Consider the following 14340-nt stretch of genomic DNA (forward strand, 5'->3'; position numbering starts at 1 on the left):
TGATGACTGCCACGGACCAAGAGGGAGTTATTCTGGATATGAAAGATATTGATGTTGGATTCACCCATGTTGCTTTTATGGTCAGGGACCTGGAGAAAAGTATTGCGTTCTATCGCCGCTATGCAGGCATGGAGGTCGTACATCAGCGCGAACCCGGCATTCCGGATGCGCGCAAAGTCGCGTGGTTAAGCGATCATACCCGCCCGTTTGCGCTGGTGCTGGTTCAGGCGGACACCGTAACGGATACGCCGCTGGGCCATTTTGGTCACCTTGGCGTTGCCTGTGCAACCCGCGAAGAGATTGACCGCAAAACCGAGATGGCAGTCGCGGAAGGTGTATTAAGAAAAGCACCGGAAAACCTGGGTGACCCCGTCGGTTACTATGTGTTTTTTGCCGACCCGGACGGCAATACCTTAGAACTGTCATTCGGCCAACGTGTTGGGCTTGAAGCGATCGCCTCTGTAGACCGTGGCGCCCAAGCGCAGGAACGATAAACACAGAGCGTACCGCCTCGCAGATTTTCGTTTGCGGGGCTTGCAACATATCGATGCGGCCCATCGCCCGGATGATTAACGATAAGAGAGGATCCATGACACAGGCGTTGCCGCTACTCACCCCGCGGTTATTATTGCGCAAACTGACACCCGCTGATTTGCCGCAGATTGCGCGCTACCGCAGCCTGCCCGAGGTCGCCCGGTTTCAAAGCTGGGATCATTACACTGAGCATGATGCGCAGACATTATATGCGCAGCAGTGTTCGCTGGCGTTCAACAGCGAGGGGACCTGGTATCAACTGGCCGTTGAGCGGCTGGACGTGGGGGCGCTTATCGGCGATATCGGCATTCATTTCTTTGATGAGGGAAGACAGGCTGAACTGGGTATGACCTTTGATGTGGCGTATCAGAAGCAAGGTTTTGCCAGGGAGGCAATGGGGACCCTCATCGCGATGCTGTTTAATGATTTTGCAAAGCACCGGCTCACCGCGGTTGTTGATACCCGCAATACAGCGGCTGTGAATCTGCTGGAAAAACTCGATTTCCGCCGCGAAGCACATTACCGGCAGAATATCTTCTTTAAAGGCGCGTGGGGTGATGAGTATCTCTATGCGCTGTTACAGAGCGACTATAGCCAGGCTTCTGTTGCATCGTCCGCGTAAATCATCACCACGTCATCATTTTGCCCGGCACGCGTCTTCGATGCCAGTTCGTTGCCGGGCACCCCGCTTACCGGCTGCGGGGCTCTGTTATTTCTCTGGCACAGAGATGCGCCGCTATGGTCATATGAGTCATTACTCATCAACAGAGCGAAAAGCATGCGTAATCTTCCACCCACTGCCACCTTGCGCGCGTTTGAGGTCGCCACGCGCCATGCCACCTTTACCTCTGCCGCCGAAGAACTTTTCATTACCCAAAGCGCCGTCAGCCATCAGCTAAAAAACCTTGAGGAACTCTGGGGGTTGCAACTTTTTCAGCGCGGTAAAACCCTGAGCCTGACACCTGCCGGTGCAGCGCTCGCGCCGCTGGTGCGCGAATTTTTCAGCAAACTGGATACGACCCTTGCCGATCTGCGTGAACAAAATGGTCGGGTAAGATTGCGTGTCAACACCACCTATTCGTTTGCACTGAAATGGCTGTTGCCGCGCCTGCCCGCCCTGGCGCGGTTACATCCGGAGATTCTGGTGTCGCTGGACAGTTCGGATAAAGCCATCAATTTTGCGGGGAGCGAGTCCGATGTGGCTATTCGCTTTGGTCACGGTAACTATCCTGGGCTCTTTACTGAGTTTTTGTTTCGCGAGCAGATTTTTCCGGTCGCCAGCCCGTCACTTTTGCAGCGTTTTGGTACGCCTGCTGAACCCGCCGAACTGCTGCGCTACCCGCTGCTCACGCGTGACGGCGCTGACCTGGTGCCAAAATGGGACGCCTGGTTTGAGCAAACTGGCGTCAATATCAACGTCCTGCATGAGAGCGTGCGCTTCGCGGATACCAATATGACGATTGAAGCCGCGCTTCTCGGGCAGGGTATTGCGCTGGCGCGCAGCGGACATGTGGAAAAAGAGATTGCCGAGGGGACGCTGACACGGCTTTTTGATATCCGGTTTCCTTCACCGGCCGCCTATTACTTTGTCTGCCCGCAGGGGATTGAAACCCAGCCGCATGTTGTGAAATTCCGCCACTGGTTACTGGATGAGTCACTGCAGGCGCAGCGGCGGTATCGTTAAAGTATGAGTATTTATTCATGGCGGGATGACAACACTTCACTGTTCATCGTGGTCAGGACTGTTTAGCATCAATGCATGCCTGTAACGATGATTTCGCTGACGCTATTTGCAGCCTTGCTGCATGCCACCTGGAACGCGCTCTTACACGGGGGCGCAGACAGGCTATGGTCGATGACCATCATGTGCGTTGCCATTGCGCTGGCAAGCGCAGCCGCTGCCCTGTTTCTGCCGCTACCCGCTCGCGCAAGCTGGACATATGCGCTGCTGTCCGCGCTGCTGCATGTGGGCTATAACTGGTGTCTGGTACGCAGTTATCAGAGTGGCGAGCTAAGCCAAACCTACCCGGTTGCACGAGGCTCTTCGCCATTGCTGATCACCTGCGCGGCGGCGCTGTTCGCCGGTGAAAAAATCGCCTTTCATACCCTTGGCGGCATCGTACTCGTTTCGTCCGGGATCCTGATGCTGGCATTCAAACAGCGTCGGCTGGCAATGCCGGGGGTGAAACAGGCCCTGGCGACCGGGGTTTTTATCGCCGCCTACAGCGTGGCTGATGGTATGGGGGTACGGCTTTCCGGCAATGCGCTCTCTTATACCGTGTGGATGAGCATGCTCTGGGGGCTGCTGATGCCGGTGCTTTATATCATCCTGCGTGATAGCAAAAGTTTGCTTCGCTGGCAGCCAGGCTTGCTGAGTGCGGCGGCAGGCGGGCTGGTATCACTGCTGGCTTACGGCATCATTATTTTTGCCATGGCCGCCTCACCGATGGGCGCCGTTTCCGCGCTACGTGAAACCAGCGTGCTGTTTGTGGCGGTGCTCGGTTACCTGTTTTTCGGCGAAGCATTGACGTTTAGAAAACTACTGGCGTGCGTGGTGATTGTCACCGGCACACTGATCATGGGCTAAGTGAATCAGGAGAATCAACGATGTCAGAAAATCCGTCCATCGCGCTAATTGGCCCCGGTGCAATCGGCACAACCATTGCTGCCGTGTTGCATGAAGCTGGCCGCGCGCCGCGACTTTGCGGACGTACTGCGCATCCGAAGTTAGTGTTGCGTCACGATGAGGGTGAAATTGTGGTGCCGGGGCCGGTATTGACCGACCCGACGAAGATCGATCATCCCTGCGATCTGGTTTTTGTGGCGGTGAAAACAACCCAGAACGCTGACAGCGCAGACTGGCTGAGCGCGTTGTGTGATGAAAATACGGTGGTCTGTGCGCTGCAAAACGGCGTGGAACAAAAAAACCAGCTTGCGCCCTGGGTCAATGGCGCAACGGTACTGCCCTCAGTAGTCTGGTTCCCGGCGCAGCGTGAACCGGATGCCTCCGTCTGGCTGCGTGCCAGCCCGCGACTGACGCTACCGGATGTCCCACAGGCAAAACGGGTCGTGGAGGCCTTGCAGGGGACGCGCTGCGCGGTTGAGCTGTCGGTGGATTTCCCCTCTGTCGCCTGGCGTAAATTGTTGCAAAATGCGGCGGCCGGTTTGATGGTCCTTGCCAATCGCCGTGCCGGAATGTTCTCCCGCGAAGATATCAGTGAACTGACGCTGGCGTATTTGCGCGAATGCCTGTCTGTTGCCAGGGCCGAGGGGGCGGAGCTGGACGACGCGGTCGCGCAGGAGATTCTGGCGGGTTTTAAACGCGCGCCAGCCGATTTAGGAACCTCGATTCTTGCTGACCGTCAGGCTAACCGGCCAATGGAGTGGGATATTCGCAACGGCGTCATACAGCGCTATGGTCACCTTCACGGTATTCCCGTTCCCATCAGCGATGTGCTGGTCCCTCTGCTGGCGGCGGGCAGCGAAGGGCCGGGCTGATCCGCGCCGGATTGATGATTGACCTCTGCGAGCGCCGCCTCTTTTAAGCCGTCTTCCCCGAAGACGGCCTGGTCGCGTGTCCTCAGCGTGAGCTAAACGGCGCATAATCCATCCCGCTGCTGCGACCTGCAAGGGCAGCAGAACTAACCTGCACAGACAGGCGTTATCGCCTTCCCCAAAAACTACCTTTTCCTTTAAAATTATACTGGATATTTAACCAGGTAATTGTATACTAATTCTGCAAGTTGGTTGTTTTTTAGCATAAGTGGTGAACGCTATGGTGATTCCTTTGGACACTCTCAATTTGAACGATCGGTCGCCGAGGATGAGCAGCCGTGAAATCGCAAAGCTGACAGGGATAGCCCACAACGAAGTCAAACGCATGGTCAAAAGCCTCGAGACAACGCAGCGTTTGTCGCAACCGGTACAGATGCAGCTCTATGAACGGGAAGGGGAGATGCGTCAGGAGTTCCTGCTCAACAAGCGGGATTCCGTGTTGACCGTGGCGCGTATCTCACCCGGTTTTACCGCCGATATCCTGGACAAATGGCAAGAGCGCGAACAAACCATGAATCTGCCGGACTTCACCAACCCTGCGGCGGCGGCTCACGCCTGGGCCGAACAGTATGAAAAGCGTCAGCAGGCAGAAGCGCAGCTCGCGCTGACACTGCCAAAGGCTGAGTTTTTTGACTGGTTCGTCAATGTCGATGAGTCGCTGGGTTTCCGCCAGCTTTGTAAAATGCTCAAGGCAAAAGAGCCCGAGTTTCGTCAGTTTTTGCTGGAGCGCAATATCATGCAGCGCGTCAGCGGGACGTTACTGCCGGCGAAGCAGTATAGCCAGGCGGGCTATTTTACGGTGCACGATGGCGTCGGTGAAAATCAGCGCACCTGGTCACAGGCGCGCTTTACCGCGCGGGGCGTGAAGTGGATTGCCGGGCTGTGGGCAGGGCATCTTGCCTCACGTCAGATAGATCTGCGCCCGCCTGAACGTACTGAACCCAGCGCGCCAGGCCGCAACTGGCTATAAGTGCTGCGCCGGGGTGTCCGTGCTTTTGTGAATGCCCATCGCCATTACCTGCGCCGGGTGGAATAGTGACAAGCTTTCCACCTGCGACAGAAGCAGGACTTTGCGAAAATCTACCGCCGCGCGCACGTCGATATCATGGGCGTCGTACCATGCGCTGTAGTTGTGCTCAACGTGCAGGTCCAGGGTTTCGCGGTCACGATAACCGCTCAGCATCGGGATCAGCACAATGTTATTGGCATCCGCGCTGTCGAAGGTGGCGGTGTGGATCATGCCAATATAGATGCGCTGCGATGTCAGGGTTATCCAGGCGAGATCGCCTTTCTCCATACACTGGTAAACCAGCCCCTCAACGCCGTTGGCGCGGGACAAATGCTTATACAACTCCCTGCGCCCGCTGGTATCAAGGCGGGCGGTTGGCGACCAGTTAGAACGCCACAAACAAAAAACGACGGCGAAAGCCAGCATAATAACTACCGGTGCCTGGATGCCTAAAAAGGTCCAGTTCATAAACGTCATATGCCAGTGGTGATATTCCGGGCCAAAAATGCCAGGTAACGCATTGGTGACGAGTGAGCCTGTCAACAGCGCCAGCCATAAAACGCCGGTAGCCAGCATACCCTGCAAAACAAACACGCAGCCATACAGGGCGACAAGGAAATAGACATCCCAGCCAAAGCTACGTTTGAATTTGAAACGGGTGGAGAGGTCATGGGAGCTGTACCAGTAACCACAGACCATCAAAACCATAAAAATCGCTGTGCCCATCCCTAAGCCCTCTTTAACGCATCGACATGCCGTTTGAAATCATCCTGCACCTTCTGGCAGTGGATATTCACCGACGTGTTACCATCTGCGTCAACAACGATCCGCTCGCCATCCTCAATGGCGTCCTGAATTTCACTGTGGCTCATCACCTGCAATAAGGCGTCCGGGCTGGCAAATAAAGAATTAAAAAACGTTCTCATCAAAAGACCTCCGGCACTAAGTATAGAGGCAAGTGAAAACTCTTCTGGTTGCAGCAGGCGTGAAGACGAGGATGGGAAGAAAATCCAGATTATCGCTACCCGGTGAAAACACCGCTTTACTGGTCTTCTTCACGTTTGCGGCGCAGCGCCAACAAAGGCGTCACCGATATGCCATGGATAAATACGCTGAGGGTAACAACCGTAATGGCAATATCCACCATCCTGCTTGCCTCGCTTCCCGCCAGGCCATGAACCCAGGCATAAGCGATATAGTTCAGACTGCCGATGCCACGAATACCGAGCCACCCGAGGCTTATGCGATGAAACAGCGATTCGTTTGTGCGCCATGTCAGGATGAATACCGCCAGTGGCCGGACGACCACAAAGATAATCAATGCCAGCATCAGGGCAGTGGCGTCCCAGTGTAATGCGAAGGTCACCCCCAGAACGATGACCAGCGTCGCCGCCAGCAAACGCTCTACCGTATCGCCAAAAGACAACGCATCGCCGATGACGAGACCAACTTGCTTTATTGGGTTGCGCTCTTCCAGCGCATGTCGGGTATGGGGATTTACCTGCATTTCCGCAGGTAAATCATGGTCGTCTTCCTCAGAATGGCGTTTCTGCACGCTCACTTCCGCACTACGCAAGCCGACACCTGCGGCAAACGCCGCCAAAAAACCGGACGCACTCACCGACATGGCCAGCGAGAAGCTCAGACAGATAAGGGAAAGCGCGATGAAATCGCTGGGGGCGACTTCCCCTTGCGCATGGCGGGAATGGGTGGCTGCAAGGCCAATGACTCTGCCAAGAAGAAAGCCGATCGCTAACCCGCCAATCAGCGCCCAGACCAGATCGACACTCACCCAGCGTAGCCATTCATCGGCGCCGATCGTACCGCCTGCTTTATACCAGACCACCGCCAGCATCAGAAACGGCAGGGCGGTACCGTCGTTCAGACCGGCCTCGCTGGATAACGCGATGCGCAGCCGGTCGCCGTCGCGTGCGTCATTGATTGCCACCAGACTTGCCAGCACGGGGTCGGTGGGGGCCAGGATAGCGGCTAACGCCAGCGAGAGGGGCCAGGAGAGATCTGCCAGAAAATGTGCCGCGACCATGATGCCTGCGATAGTTAACAGCATACCGGGCAGGGCCAGCATCCACCCCATTTTCCAGTACGGGGAGCTGAGCGGCAGGCGAATTTTAAGGCCGGTAATAAACAACGAGGCCGCCATCGCAATCTCGGTTATTCGGCTGGTTAAGGAGGCGTGTTGGACGATATCAAGATTGATCAGGCCAAGACCCCAGGGGCCACAGCCGATACCGACGATAAGATACAGCCCAAAGACGGGGACCGGTACGCGGCTAATCCACCCATAGGACAACGACATCAAAAGTAATAACCCACCGGTTGCTGCGGTCCACGCCAGATATCCCATACACCTCCTCAATCCTCAGCACAGCGTCTGTTCATCGAAAGGGTATAGCCCTTAACCGGGCGTTCTTCCAGGTCGGACAGTGAGCACAAAGAACAAGCAGTGACTTCATCTCTTTGAAAGTAAATGAATTGTATGGCCTGGATACTCCTGATTCTGGTTTTAAATACGCCTTATGTGAAATTTCCTAAGCTTTATTGACATGAATTTACAAAAGAGGTGGGTTGTGTCACAGACTACATCGCCTTTATGGGCGCGCGTCACCGGTGTTCTGGTGACCCTTTTCGGACTCGCATTTTTGCTGCCCGGCGGCTGGCTGGCCTTTATTGGCGGTTCGCCCGGATATCTGCTTTTTGGCTGCGGCTTCCTGTTCAGCGGCGTGTTGTTGTGGAGAAAGCGTCTGGCCGGGGTCTGGATTTATCTTTTCACCTTTGTCCTGTGCGTCATCTGGTCTTTGTGGGAAGTCGGCCTGGATGGCTGGCAACTGATGCCTCGTTTACTGCTGCCTGCGATTTTGGGCTTGTGGGTAAGCATGCCCTGGGTGGTTCGCCCTCTGACGCGCTCTGCGCCAGCCAGACGAAATGGCAGCGCCATCGCCCTGGTGTATGTGGTCGCGATTATCGGCATTTTCTGGAGCGGCTGGCAGATTTCGGATGCGCGTTTTGTCCATCATCAGCCGTTTCCGGCGGAGAAAACAACCGCCCTGACAGACGGCGAAAAGGACTGGAAATATTACGGGCGCACCGCTGAGGGTCAGCGATATTCACCGCTGGCGCAGATCACGCCTGCGAATGTCGCGCAACTGAAACTGGCGTGGCGCTTTGACTCTGGCGATGTCATGCAAAAGGGGGAAGACAAAGCCGGGCGTGAATTTAACCTTGAAGTGACGCCCATCAAGGTGGGTAATGCGCTCTATATCTGTACGCCCCATCGCCAGGTGATCGCGCTTAATGCCACGACGGGTAAGATGCTGTGGCGGTTCGACCCGCAGAACGATACCTCGGCCAATGAGTATCTGGCCTGCCGCGGCGCGGCGTGGAGCGAAAATACCGATGATACAGTTTGCCCGCAAAAAATTATCACGACCACGTCGGATGCCCGTATGGTGGCGCTCAACGCACAGACGGGTAAACCCTGTGCAAACTTCGGTAAGAATGGCTTTGTCAGCCTGACCGATCATCTGGGCGATGTGCCGCCCGGTTTCCATTTCATCACCTCACAGCCGATGGTGATGGATGGACGCATTGTGCTGGGGGGCTGGATATACGATAACCAGTCTACCGGCGAGCCCTCCGGCGTTGTCCGGGCCTATGATGTCAACAGCGGTGAACTGGCCTGGGCCTGGGATATGGGGCGTAACCCGCCCACCGCGCCGCTTAACCCGGGTGAGAACTATACGCGCGGGACGCCGAACGGTTGGGGAACCTATACCGCGGATGCTCAACTGGGGTTGATTTATATTCCGTTGGGCAATGCCACGCCTGATTATTATGGTGCGGGTCGACGCCCCTTTGATGACCGTTACTCCAGCGCCATTGTGGCGCTGGATATCCGCACCGGGGAGGAACGCTGGCACTACCAGACGGTACATCATGATGTCTGGGATTATGATGTGCCCATTGGACCAACGTTAATTGACCTGCCCGCTGAGGGGGGGGAAACGGTACCCGCATTGGTGCAGACCACCAAAATGGGACAGTTGTTCTTGCTCGACCGACGAACGGGCACACCGCTGGCGCAGGTTAACGAAAAGCCCGTTCCACAGCATCCCTCGCTGCCTGGCGAGCGTTTATCGGCAACACAACCTGACTCCGTGGGGATGCCGGATCTCTCTCCGGCTGATTTGCGCGAAACCGATATGTGGGGTGCCACGCCCTTTGATCAGCTCTGGTGTCGCATCCAGTTCCACCGTTACCGCTATCAGGGTAAGTTCACGCCGCCTGCAGAGGGCACGTCCATTGCCTATCCGGCCTTTGACGGCGTGATTGACTGGTACGGCGCCTCTGTCGATCCGCGCCATCATGTGCTGATTGCCAATACCAGCTATATCCCATTCACCATGCAGGTAATGAAAAGCGAAGAGGCGATCAAGCAGGGATTAATGCAGAAATGGGCCGGCTGGGGAAGTGGAAAACCCTATCCCAAACCGAAAGAGTTTTCCGTCGGGCCGCAATATGGCACCCCCTGGGCGGCCATCGTTAAACCCTGGCTGGGCGCGCTGGATGCCCCGTGCAACGCGCCGCCGTGGGGGAAAATCTACGCCATCGACCTGGTGAGCAAAAAGATTATCTGGGAGCGTCCGGCGGGAACCACCCGCGATATGAACATTTTCGGCACCCATACCAATCTGCCCCTGCCGACCGGGATTTTCATGATGGGGGGAAATGTCATCACCCAAAGTGGGCTGATTTTTACCGGCGCCACAGCGGATGATTACCTGCGCGCGTTTGACGAGGCCAGCGGCAAAGAGCTCTGGCGCGCACGGCTTCCGGCAGGAGGGCAGGCAACGCCAATGACCTACCAGGGCGATGATGGCAAACAGTATGTGGTTATCGCTGCCGGTGGGCATGGGGGGTTGGGAACCCGCTCCGGAGACGCGTTAATGGCGTATGCCTTACCCTGATTAAGCGTTTATCAGGCCGTCATCCTTTATTTTAATTCTCAGACCTGCTTATTCGGCAGGTCTTTTTTATCGGGCCAGAAAAGGGGAACTATCGATGTAACTCTCTTTTCTGTTGGCATTATTTACGCGCAATCTTCATGCAATATTTCAACAAGCGTAACGGTATTTTGGATTTAACATGGCGCTTGCCGCCTGGCTTATTTTTCATGAGACCGTCTATAGTTAATCTCTTATTGAAAACAGGAGGCGGTTTTTATGCTGTATATTGAGAAAGATGATCCCCGTGAAGCACCAGAGTCCGGTGATAAGAAACCTGATCCGGATAAAAAATAGAAGAGTCTAAAGGCCACGCTGTGTGGCCTTTTATATTTTATAGTCAATGAGTTGTGACTTTGTCGTAAGCGGGCGTCTTACGTTTTTCTGAGGGTGAGCCTGTCTGCGCCATTTAGCTGATTCGGGCATCTATAATCAGATGCATTAACGTATGCGGATAAAAAGTATATCGGGCCAACTAATACAAACCATTTTCTTTATTGCTCCGGCACAATTTTACCGCTTCGTTTTGTAACGTTTGCTCATACTCTTTTTTAGAGCGACAGTGTTTTTTTCACTACGATTTTTTCACAACAAACAGACAGACGGAATATTCCCGGCTTTGCCACTCGGTTTAGAAAAAACTCTTTTTAACTGCCATAACAGATACGTCACCCATGGCGTGAGTAAAAACGCGTTATTCATCAGGATAAGACGTAACGCATTTTACCAAACGGGAGTGCGCGTACATGACTGGTCTGAGGAAGCAAAATGAGCCTGCAAAAATGTACCGTCATTTACGACGGCAAGGCCCTTGTCGGCCCGGCGGACATGCCGCTTATCGATTTTCTTGATGCCTGCCATATCACCTTGCCCCACGTCTGCTATCACCAGGCGCTGGAGCCGCTGCAAACCTGCGATGTCTGCTGGGTTGAACAGGAGGGGACGCTGGTCAGAGGCTGTACATTGCGTAGCCAGGATGGGATGGTCATCAATAGCGCCGACCAACATGCGCGTGTCGCCAGAGAGGAGGGGATGGATCGCCTGCTGGCAAAGCATGAACTCTATTGCACCGTCTGCGAACACAATACCGGTGACTGCACGCTGCATAACACCATGGTGGACATGCATATCCCTATCCAGCGTTACCCTTTCCAGCGCAAGCCTTATGTGAAAGACGAATCCAATCCGTTTTACACCTATGACCCCGATCAATGCATCCTGTGCGGGCGCTGCGTGGAGGCCTGCCAGAACGTTGAAGTCAACGAGACGCTGAGCATCGATTACACGATGGAACATCCGCGCGTGTTATGGGACGGCGGTAACCGCATCGCGGGCTCAAGCTGTGTCAGTTGCGGTCACTGCGTCACGGTCTGCCCGTGTAACGCGCTGCTCGAAAAAACCATGCAGCCCGATGCCGGTCCGTTCACCTCTATGCGCCAGTCCCTGAAACGTCCGCTGATTGATGTTATCAAAACGCTGGAGAATGCCACCGGGGCAGAAATTATTTCCGGCATTTCAGTTATTGATACCCATCTGCGACAGCCGGAGATCAAACGCACCAAGACGGTCTGCACTTACTGCGGCGTGGGGTGCAGTTTCGAAATGTGGACCCGCGACCGGCATCTCCTTAAAGTGCAGCCGGTGATTGATGCGCCGGTGAATGGCATTTCGACCTGTGTGAAGGGCAAGTTCGCGTGGGATTTCATCAATAGCCCGGAACGCCTGACCACGCCGCTTATCCGCGAAAATGACCGTTTTCGCCCGGCAAGTTGGGAGGAGGCGCTCACCCTCGTCGCGCAACGCCTGCTGGCTATCCGTGATGAAACAGGGGCGGACAGCATTGGCTTTATAGGCTCCAGTAAAGGCAGCAATGAAGAGGCTTACCTGACGCAAAAAATCGCGCGACTGATCATCGGCACGAACAGTGTCGACAACTCATCGCGCTATTGCCAGAACCCGGCGACCGAGGGGCTTTTTCGCACGGTAGGTTATGGCGGCGATGCAGGCACGATACATGACCTGGAACAGGCGGAACTGATTGTGATTGTGGGCAGCAACACGGCAGAGAACCACCCGGTTATTGCCTCGAAACTGAAATCCGCCCGCAAACACCGTGGACAAAAATTGCTGGTTGTCGATCCGCGCCGTCATGAGATGGCAGAACGCGCCGATCTGCATTTGCGTATCCACCCAGGCACCGACCTGGTATGGGCATCTGCGATGTCGCGCTACATGTTTGACCACGGTTATGCCGACGAGGCGTTTCTTGCCGCACGCGTGAATGACGTGGAGGCGTATCGCCATTCGCTGGCCCCGTTTACCCTGGACTATGCCGCGCAAATTACCGGTATCCAGGAAAACACGCTGCGCGAAGCGGCGGAACTGATAGGCTTGGCGGGAAGCATGTGCATCCTGTGGGCGATGGGGATAACGCAACACAGTCATGGCGCGGATACCAGTACGGCGTTGTCCAACCTGCTGCTGGTGACCGGTAACTATGGCCGCCCCGGAACGGGGGGCTACCCGATGCGTGGTCACAACAACGTACAGGGGGCCAGTGATTTCGGCTGCCTGAAAAATTTCTATCCGGGGTACGAATCGGTCAGCGACCCGCAGGTGCGCGAGAAGTGGGCGCGGGCATGGGGCGTGGCACCAGAAAAACTCTCACTCGACGTGGGTGAGGACAATTTTATGATGGTCAAGCTGGCGGCCAGCGATCAACTTCGCGCGATGTATGTGATCGGTGAGGAGACCGCCTTTTCTGACGCGGATACAACCAATGTGCATCAGGGCTTTACGGAGCTCGATTTCCTGGTAGTGCAGGATCTCTTTCTCAGCCGCACGGCGCAGTTTGCCGATGTGGTATTGCCGGGGTGCCCGAGCGTGGAAAAAGAGGGCACCTACGTGAATACCGAGCGACGCATCCAGCGGTTTTATCCGGTGATGCCGCCGCTCGGCGACAGCCGACCGGACTGGCTTATCCTCACGCAACTGGCCGCGAAAATGGGGTATGACTGGGGTTATACCCATCCGGGGCAGATCATGGACGAAGTGGCAAAGATTGCCGAAAGTTTTGCCGGGGTCAGCTACGCGCGCCTGGAAGGCTGGAAATCACAGATTTGGCCGGTGAGCCCTGAGGGCGTCAGTACGCCATTACTTTACACCGAGCGCTTTAAATTCCCCGACGGACGTGCCCGTCTTTATCCCCTGAGCTGGCAGCCGCCTGCGGAAGAGGCTGACGCCGAATTTGACCTTATCCTGAACAATGGCCGCATGCTCGAACACTTCCAGTCGACCAACCAGAGCGGCAGAGGGGGGCGGACGATCAGCCTCTCGCCCGAATGGTATGTAGAGGTGAGCCCCGAACTGGCGGCGGGACGCAGCCTGAATGAGGGCGACTGGGTGAGGCTGAGCTCGCGCAGGGGAACGCTTGATGTCCCGATTGTCGTGACGGATCGGGTGCAGGGTAACGTGCTTTTCATCTCTATCCATCAGGGCAAGCCGGGGATTAATCAACTGACCGGCGAGCATCACGATCCGGCGGTGAATACGCCTGCCTATAAAGAAATCGCCGTTCAGTTGCAGCCGCTGCAACGGCCTGCTCACCCTGGCCCCTTACCCGCACACAATTTCCGCCACGGCAAGCGCACCCCCATTAACAAAGTGCCCGTGGAGGAGAAATGGCGTCGTGATGATTATGACGAGCCACCGGCGCATGAACCACATCCGGAGAGATTCTGATGGCGAAATCGATAGAGTATCAGCCGGAACCGGCAAAAATCGGGCCGGACGCCCACGACGAACTGGAACGTCTGCTGGAGACCCTGCACCAGCATGGTGTATTGCGTTTAGTCAACGATCTGGTGGCAGCGAATAACGAGGTCGCGCAGGTTCTGGTGAAGGGGCTGCAACGGGAAGGCACACTCAATGTCATCCAGAATGTGTCGGTCATTGTTCTGGCGCTCTCCTCTCTGCCGCCGGATCGGGTCTATAAACTGGCCTTTGGCCTGCGGGATATGGCGGATGCGCTGAGCCAGCCTGAACAGACCCGCGAGCAAAAGGCGCCCGGCGTGCAGGGAGTCTGGAAAATGTTGCAGGATGACGACCTGTGGCGCTCGTTGCAGCCTGTTCTTAACGGGCTTAAAGCCTTTTCCCGCCGGATGGAGGAGCAGGTCGATAAGCCCATCTCTTCATATACCGGCAAACCCAGCGACGCCTAGC

13 protein-coding genes are annotated in these 14340 nt (G+C 55.7%); 9 read left to right on the forward strand and 4 right to left on the reverse strand.

Going from position 1 to position 14340, the window contains the following annotated elements:
- The first annotated feature begins 38 nt into the window (after window positions 1-38).
- Together ABIB59_RS08190 and ABIB59_RS08195 are read left to right on the forward strand one after the other, a co-directional pair.
- Window positions 39-494, forward strand: a complete 456-nt coding sequence (locus ABIB59_RS08190; RefSeq protein ID WP_354034962.1) for a VOC family protein — start codon at window positions 39-41, stop codon at window positions 492-494.
- A gap of 95 nt (window positions 495-589) precedes the next feature.
- A complete protein-coding gene (locus ABIB59_RS08195) occupies window positions 590-1156 on the forward strand; it encodes a GNAT family N-acetyltransferase (RefSeq protein WP_354034902.1) in 567 nt (188 codons plus the stop codon).
- On the opposite strand, the gene ABIB59_RS08200 is transcribed toward ABIB59_RS08195, so the two are convergent.
- A complete protein-coding gene (locus ABIB59_RS08200; protein ID WP_039079307.1) occupies window positions 1123-1314 on the reverse strand; it encodes a hypothetical protein in 192 nt (63 codons plus the stop codon). The two genes, ABIB59_RS08195 and ABIB59_RS08200, sit on opposite strands and share 34 nt — an antisense overlap.
- Between ABIB59_RS08200 and gcvA the strand changes: the two genes are divergently transcribed.
- The 4 genes from gcvA (at window position 1313) to ABIB59_RS08220 (ending at window position 5059) form a co-directional block, all read left to right on the forward strand.
- On the forward strand, window positions 1313-2218 hold the full coding sequence (gene gcvA, locus ABIB59_RS08205) for a transcriptional regulator GcvA (RefSeq protein ID WP_039079306.1): 906 nt from the start codon (window positions 1313-1315) through the stop codon (window positions 2216-2218). The genes ABIB59_RS08200 and gcvA overlap by 2 nt on opposite strands.
- A gap of 75 nt (window positions 2219-2293) precedes the next feature.
- A complete protein-coding gene (locus tag ABIB59_RS08210) occupies window positions 2294-3121 on the forward strand; it encodes an EamA family transporter (protein WP_354034904.1) in 828 nt (275 codons plus the stop codon).
- Window positions 3122-3141: 20 nt separating this feature from the next.
- Window positions 3142-4032 carry an oxidoreductase gene (locus ABIB59_RS08215; RefSeq protein WP_354034906.1) on the forward strand — a complete coding sequence of 297 codons (891 nt, stop codon included), beginning with the start codon at window positions 3142-3144 and terminating at the stop codon, window positions 4030-4032.
- 277 nt (window positions 4033-4309) lie between these two features.
- Complete coding sequence (locus tag ABIB59_RS08220; RefSeq protein ID WP_039079303.1) at window positions 4310-5059, forward strand: phage antirepressor KilAC domain-containing protein; 750 nt, start codon at window positions 4310-4312, stop codon at window positions 5057-5059.
- On the opposite strand, the gene ABIB59_RS08225 is transcribed toward ABIB59_RS08220, so the two are convergent.
- From ABIB59_RS08225 to ABIB59_RS08235, 3 genes are all read right to left on the reverse strand, one after another.
- Window positions 5054-5824, reverse strand: coding sequence for a hypothetical protein (locus ABIB59_RS08225; protein ID WP_354034908.1), 771 nt, complete (start codon window positions 5822-5824; stop codon window positions 5054-5056). The genes ABIB59_RS08220 and ABIB59_RS08225 overlap by 6 nt on opposite strands.
- 2 nt (window positions 5825-5826) lie before the next feature.
- Complete coding sequence (locus tag ABIB59_RS08230) at window positions 5827-6024, reverse strand: hypothetical protein (protein WP_125124813.1); 198 nt, start codon at window positions 6022-6024, stop codon at window positions 5827-5829.
- Between the two features lie 116 nt (window positions 6025-6140).
- Window positions 6141-7463 carry a cation:proton antiporter gene (locus ABIB59_RS08235; protein ID WP_354034910.1) on the reverse strand — a complete coding sequence of 441 codons (1323 nt, stop codon included), beginning with the start codon at window positions 7461-7463 and terminating at the stop codon, window positions 6141-6143.
- 223 nt (window positions 7464-7686) lie between these two features.
- On the opposite strand from ABIB59_RS08235, the gene ABIB59_RS08240 reads away from it, so the two are divergent.
- The 3 genes from ABIB59_RS08240 (at window position 7687) to ABIB59_RS08255 (ending at window position 14339) form a co-directional block, all read left to right on the forward strand.
- On the forward strand, window positions 7687-10083 hold the full coding sequence (locus ABIB59_RS08240) for a membrane-bound PQQ-dependent dehydrogenase, glucose/quinate/shikimate family (protein ID WP_354034912.1): 2397 nt from the start codon (window positions 7687-7689) through the stop codon (window positions 10081-10083).
- 804 nt (window positions 10084-10887) lie between these two features.
- Window positions 10888-13860, forward strand: a complete 2973-nt coding sequence (gene fdhF / locus ABIB59_RS08250; protein WP_354034914.1) for a formate dehydrogenase subunit alpha — start codon at window positions 10888-10890, stop codon at window positions 13858-13860.
- Complete coding sequence (locus ABIB59_RS08255; RefSeq protein ID WP_039079297.1) at window positions 13860-14339, forward strand: helical membrane plugin domain-containing protein; 480 nt, start codon at window positions 13860-13862, stop codon at window positions 14337-14339. Before fdhF ends, ABIB59_RS08255 begins: the two co-directional genes overlap by 1 nt.
- Window position 14340: the final 1 nt, after the last annotated feature.

Source organism: Citrobacter sp. UYEF32 (assembly GCF_040546205.1).
Classification (GTDB): Bacteria; Pseudomonadota; Gammaproteobacteria; order Enterobacterales; family Enterobacteriaceae; genus Phytobacter; species Phytobacter diazotrophicus.

What these genes read in the sequence shown, in the direction of transcription:
- ABIB59_RS08235 (WP_354034910.1), bottom strand. Translation starts at nt 7,463, where the DNA reads ATGGGATATCTGGCGTGGACCGCAGCAACCGGTGGGTTATTACTTTTG.
- ABIB59_RS08195 (WP_354034902.1), top strand. Translation starts at nt 590, where the DNA reads ATGACACAGGCGTTGCCGCTACTCACCCCGCGGTTATTATTGCGCAAA.
- gcvA (WP_039079306.1), top strand. Translation starts at nt 1,313, where the DNA reads ATGCGTAATCTTCCACCCACTGCCACCTTGCGCGCGTTTGAGGTCGCC.
- ABIB59_RS08190 (WP_354034962.1), top strand. Translation starts at nt 39, where the DNA reads ATGAAAGATATTGATGTTGGATTCACCCATGTTGCTTTTATGGTCAGG.
- ABIB59_RS08255 (WP_039079297.1), top strand. Translation starts at nt 13,860, where the DNA reads ATGGCGAAATCGATAGAGTATCAGCCGGAACCGGCAAAAATCGGGCCG.
- ABIB59_RS08215 (WP_354034906.1), top strand. Translation starts at nt 3,142, where the DNA reads ATGTCAGAAAATCCGTCCATCGCGCTAATTGGCCCCGGTGCAATCGGC.
- ABIB59_RS08225 (WP_354034908.1), bottom strand. Translation starts at nt 5,824, where the DNA reads ATGGGCACAGCGATTTTTATGGTTTTGATGGTCTGTGGTTACTGGTAC.
- ABIB59_RS08220 (WP_039079303.1), top strand. Translation starts at nt 4,310, where the DNA reads ATGGTGATTCCTTTGGACACTCTCAATTTGAACGATCGGTCGCCGAGG.
- ABIB59_RS08210 (WP_354034904.1), top strand. Translation starts at nt 2,294, where the DNA reads ATGCCTGTAACGATGATTTCGCTGACGCTATTTGCAGCCTTGCTGCAT.
- ABIB59_RS08200 (WP_039079307.1), bottom strand. Translation starts at nt 1,314, where the DNA reads ATGCTTTTCGCTCTGTTGATGAGTAATGACTCATATGACCATAGCGGC.
- fdhF (WP_354034914.1), top strand. Translation starts at nt 10,888, where the DNA reads ATGAGCCTGCAAAAATGTACCGTCATTTACGACGGCAAGGCCCTTGTC.
- ABIB59_RS08230 (WP_125124813.1), bottom strand. Translation starts at nt 6,024, where the DNA reads ATGAGAACGTTTTTTAATTCTTTATTTGCCAGCCCGGACGCCTTATTG.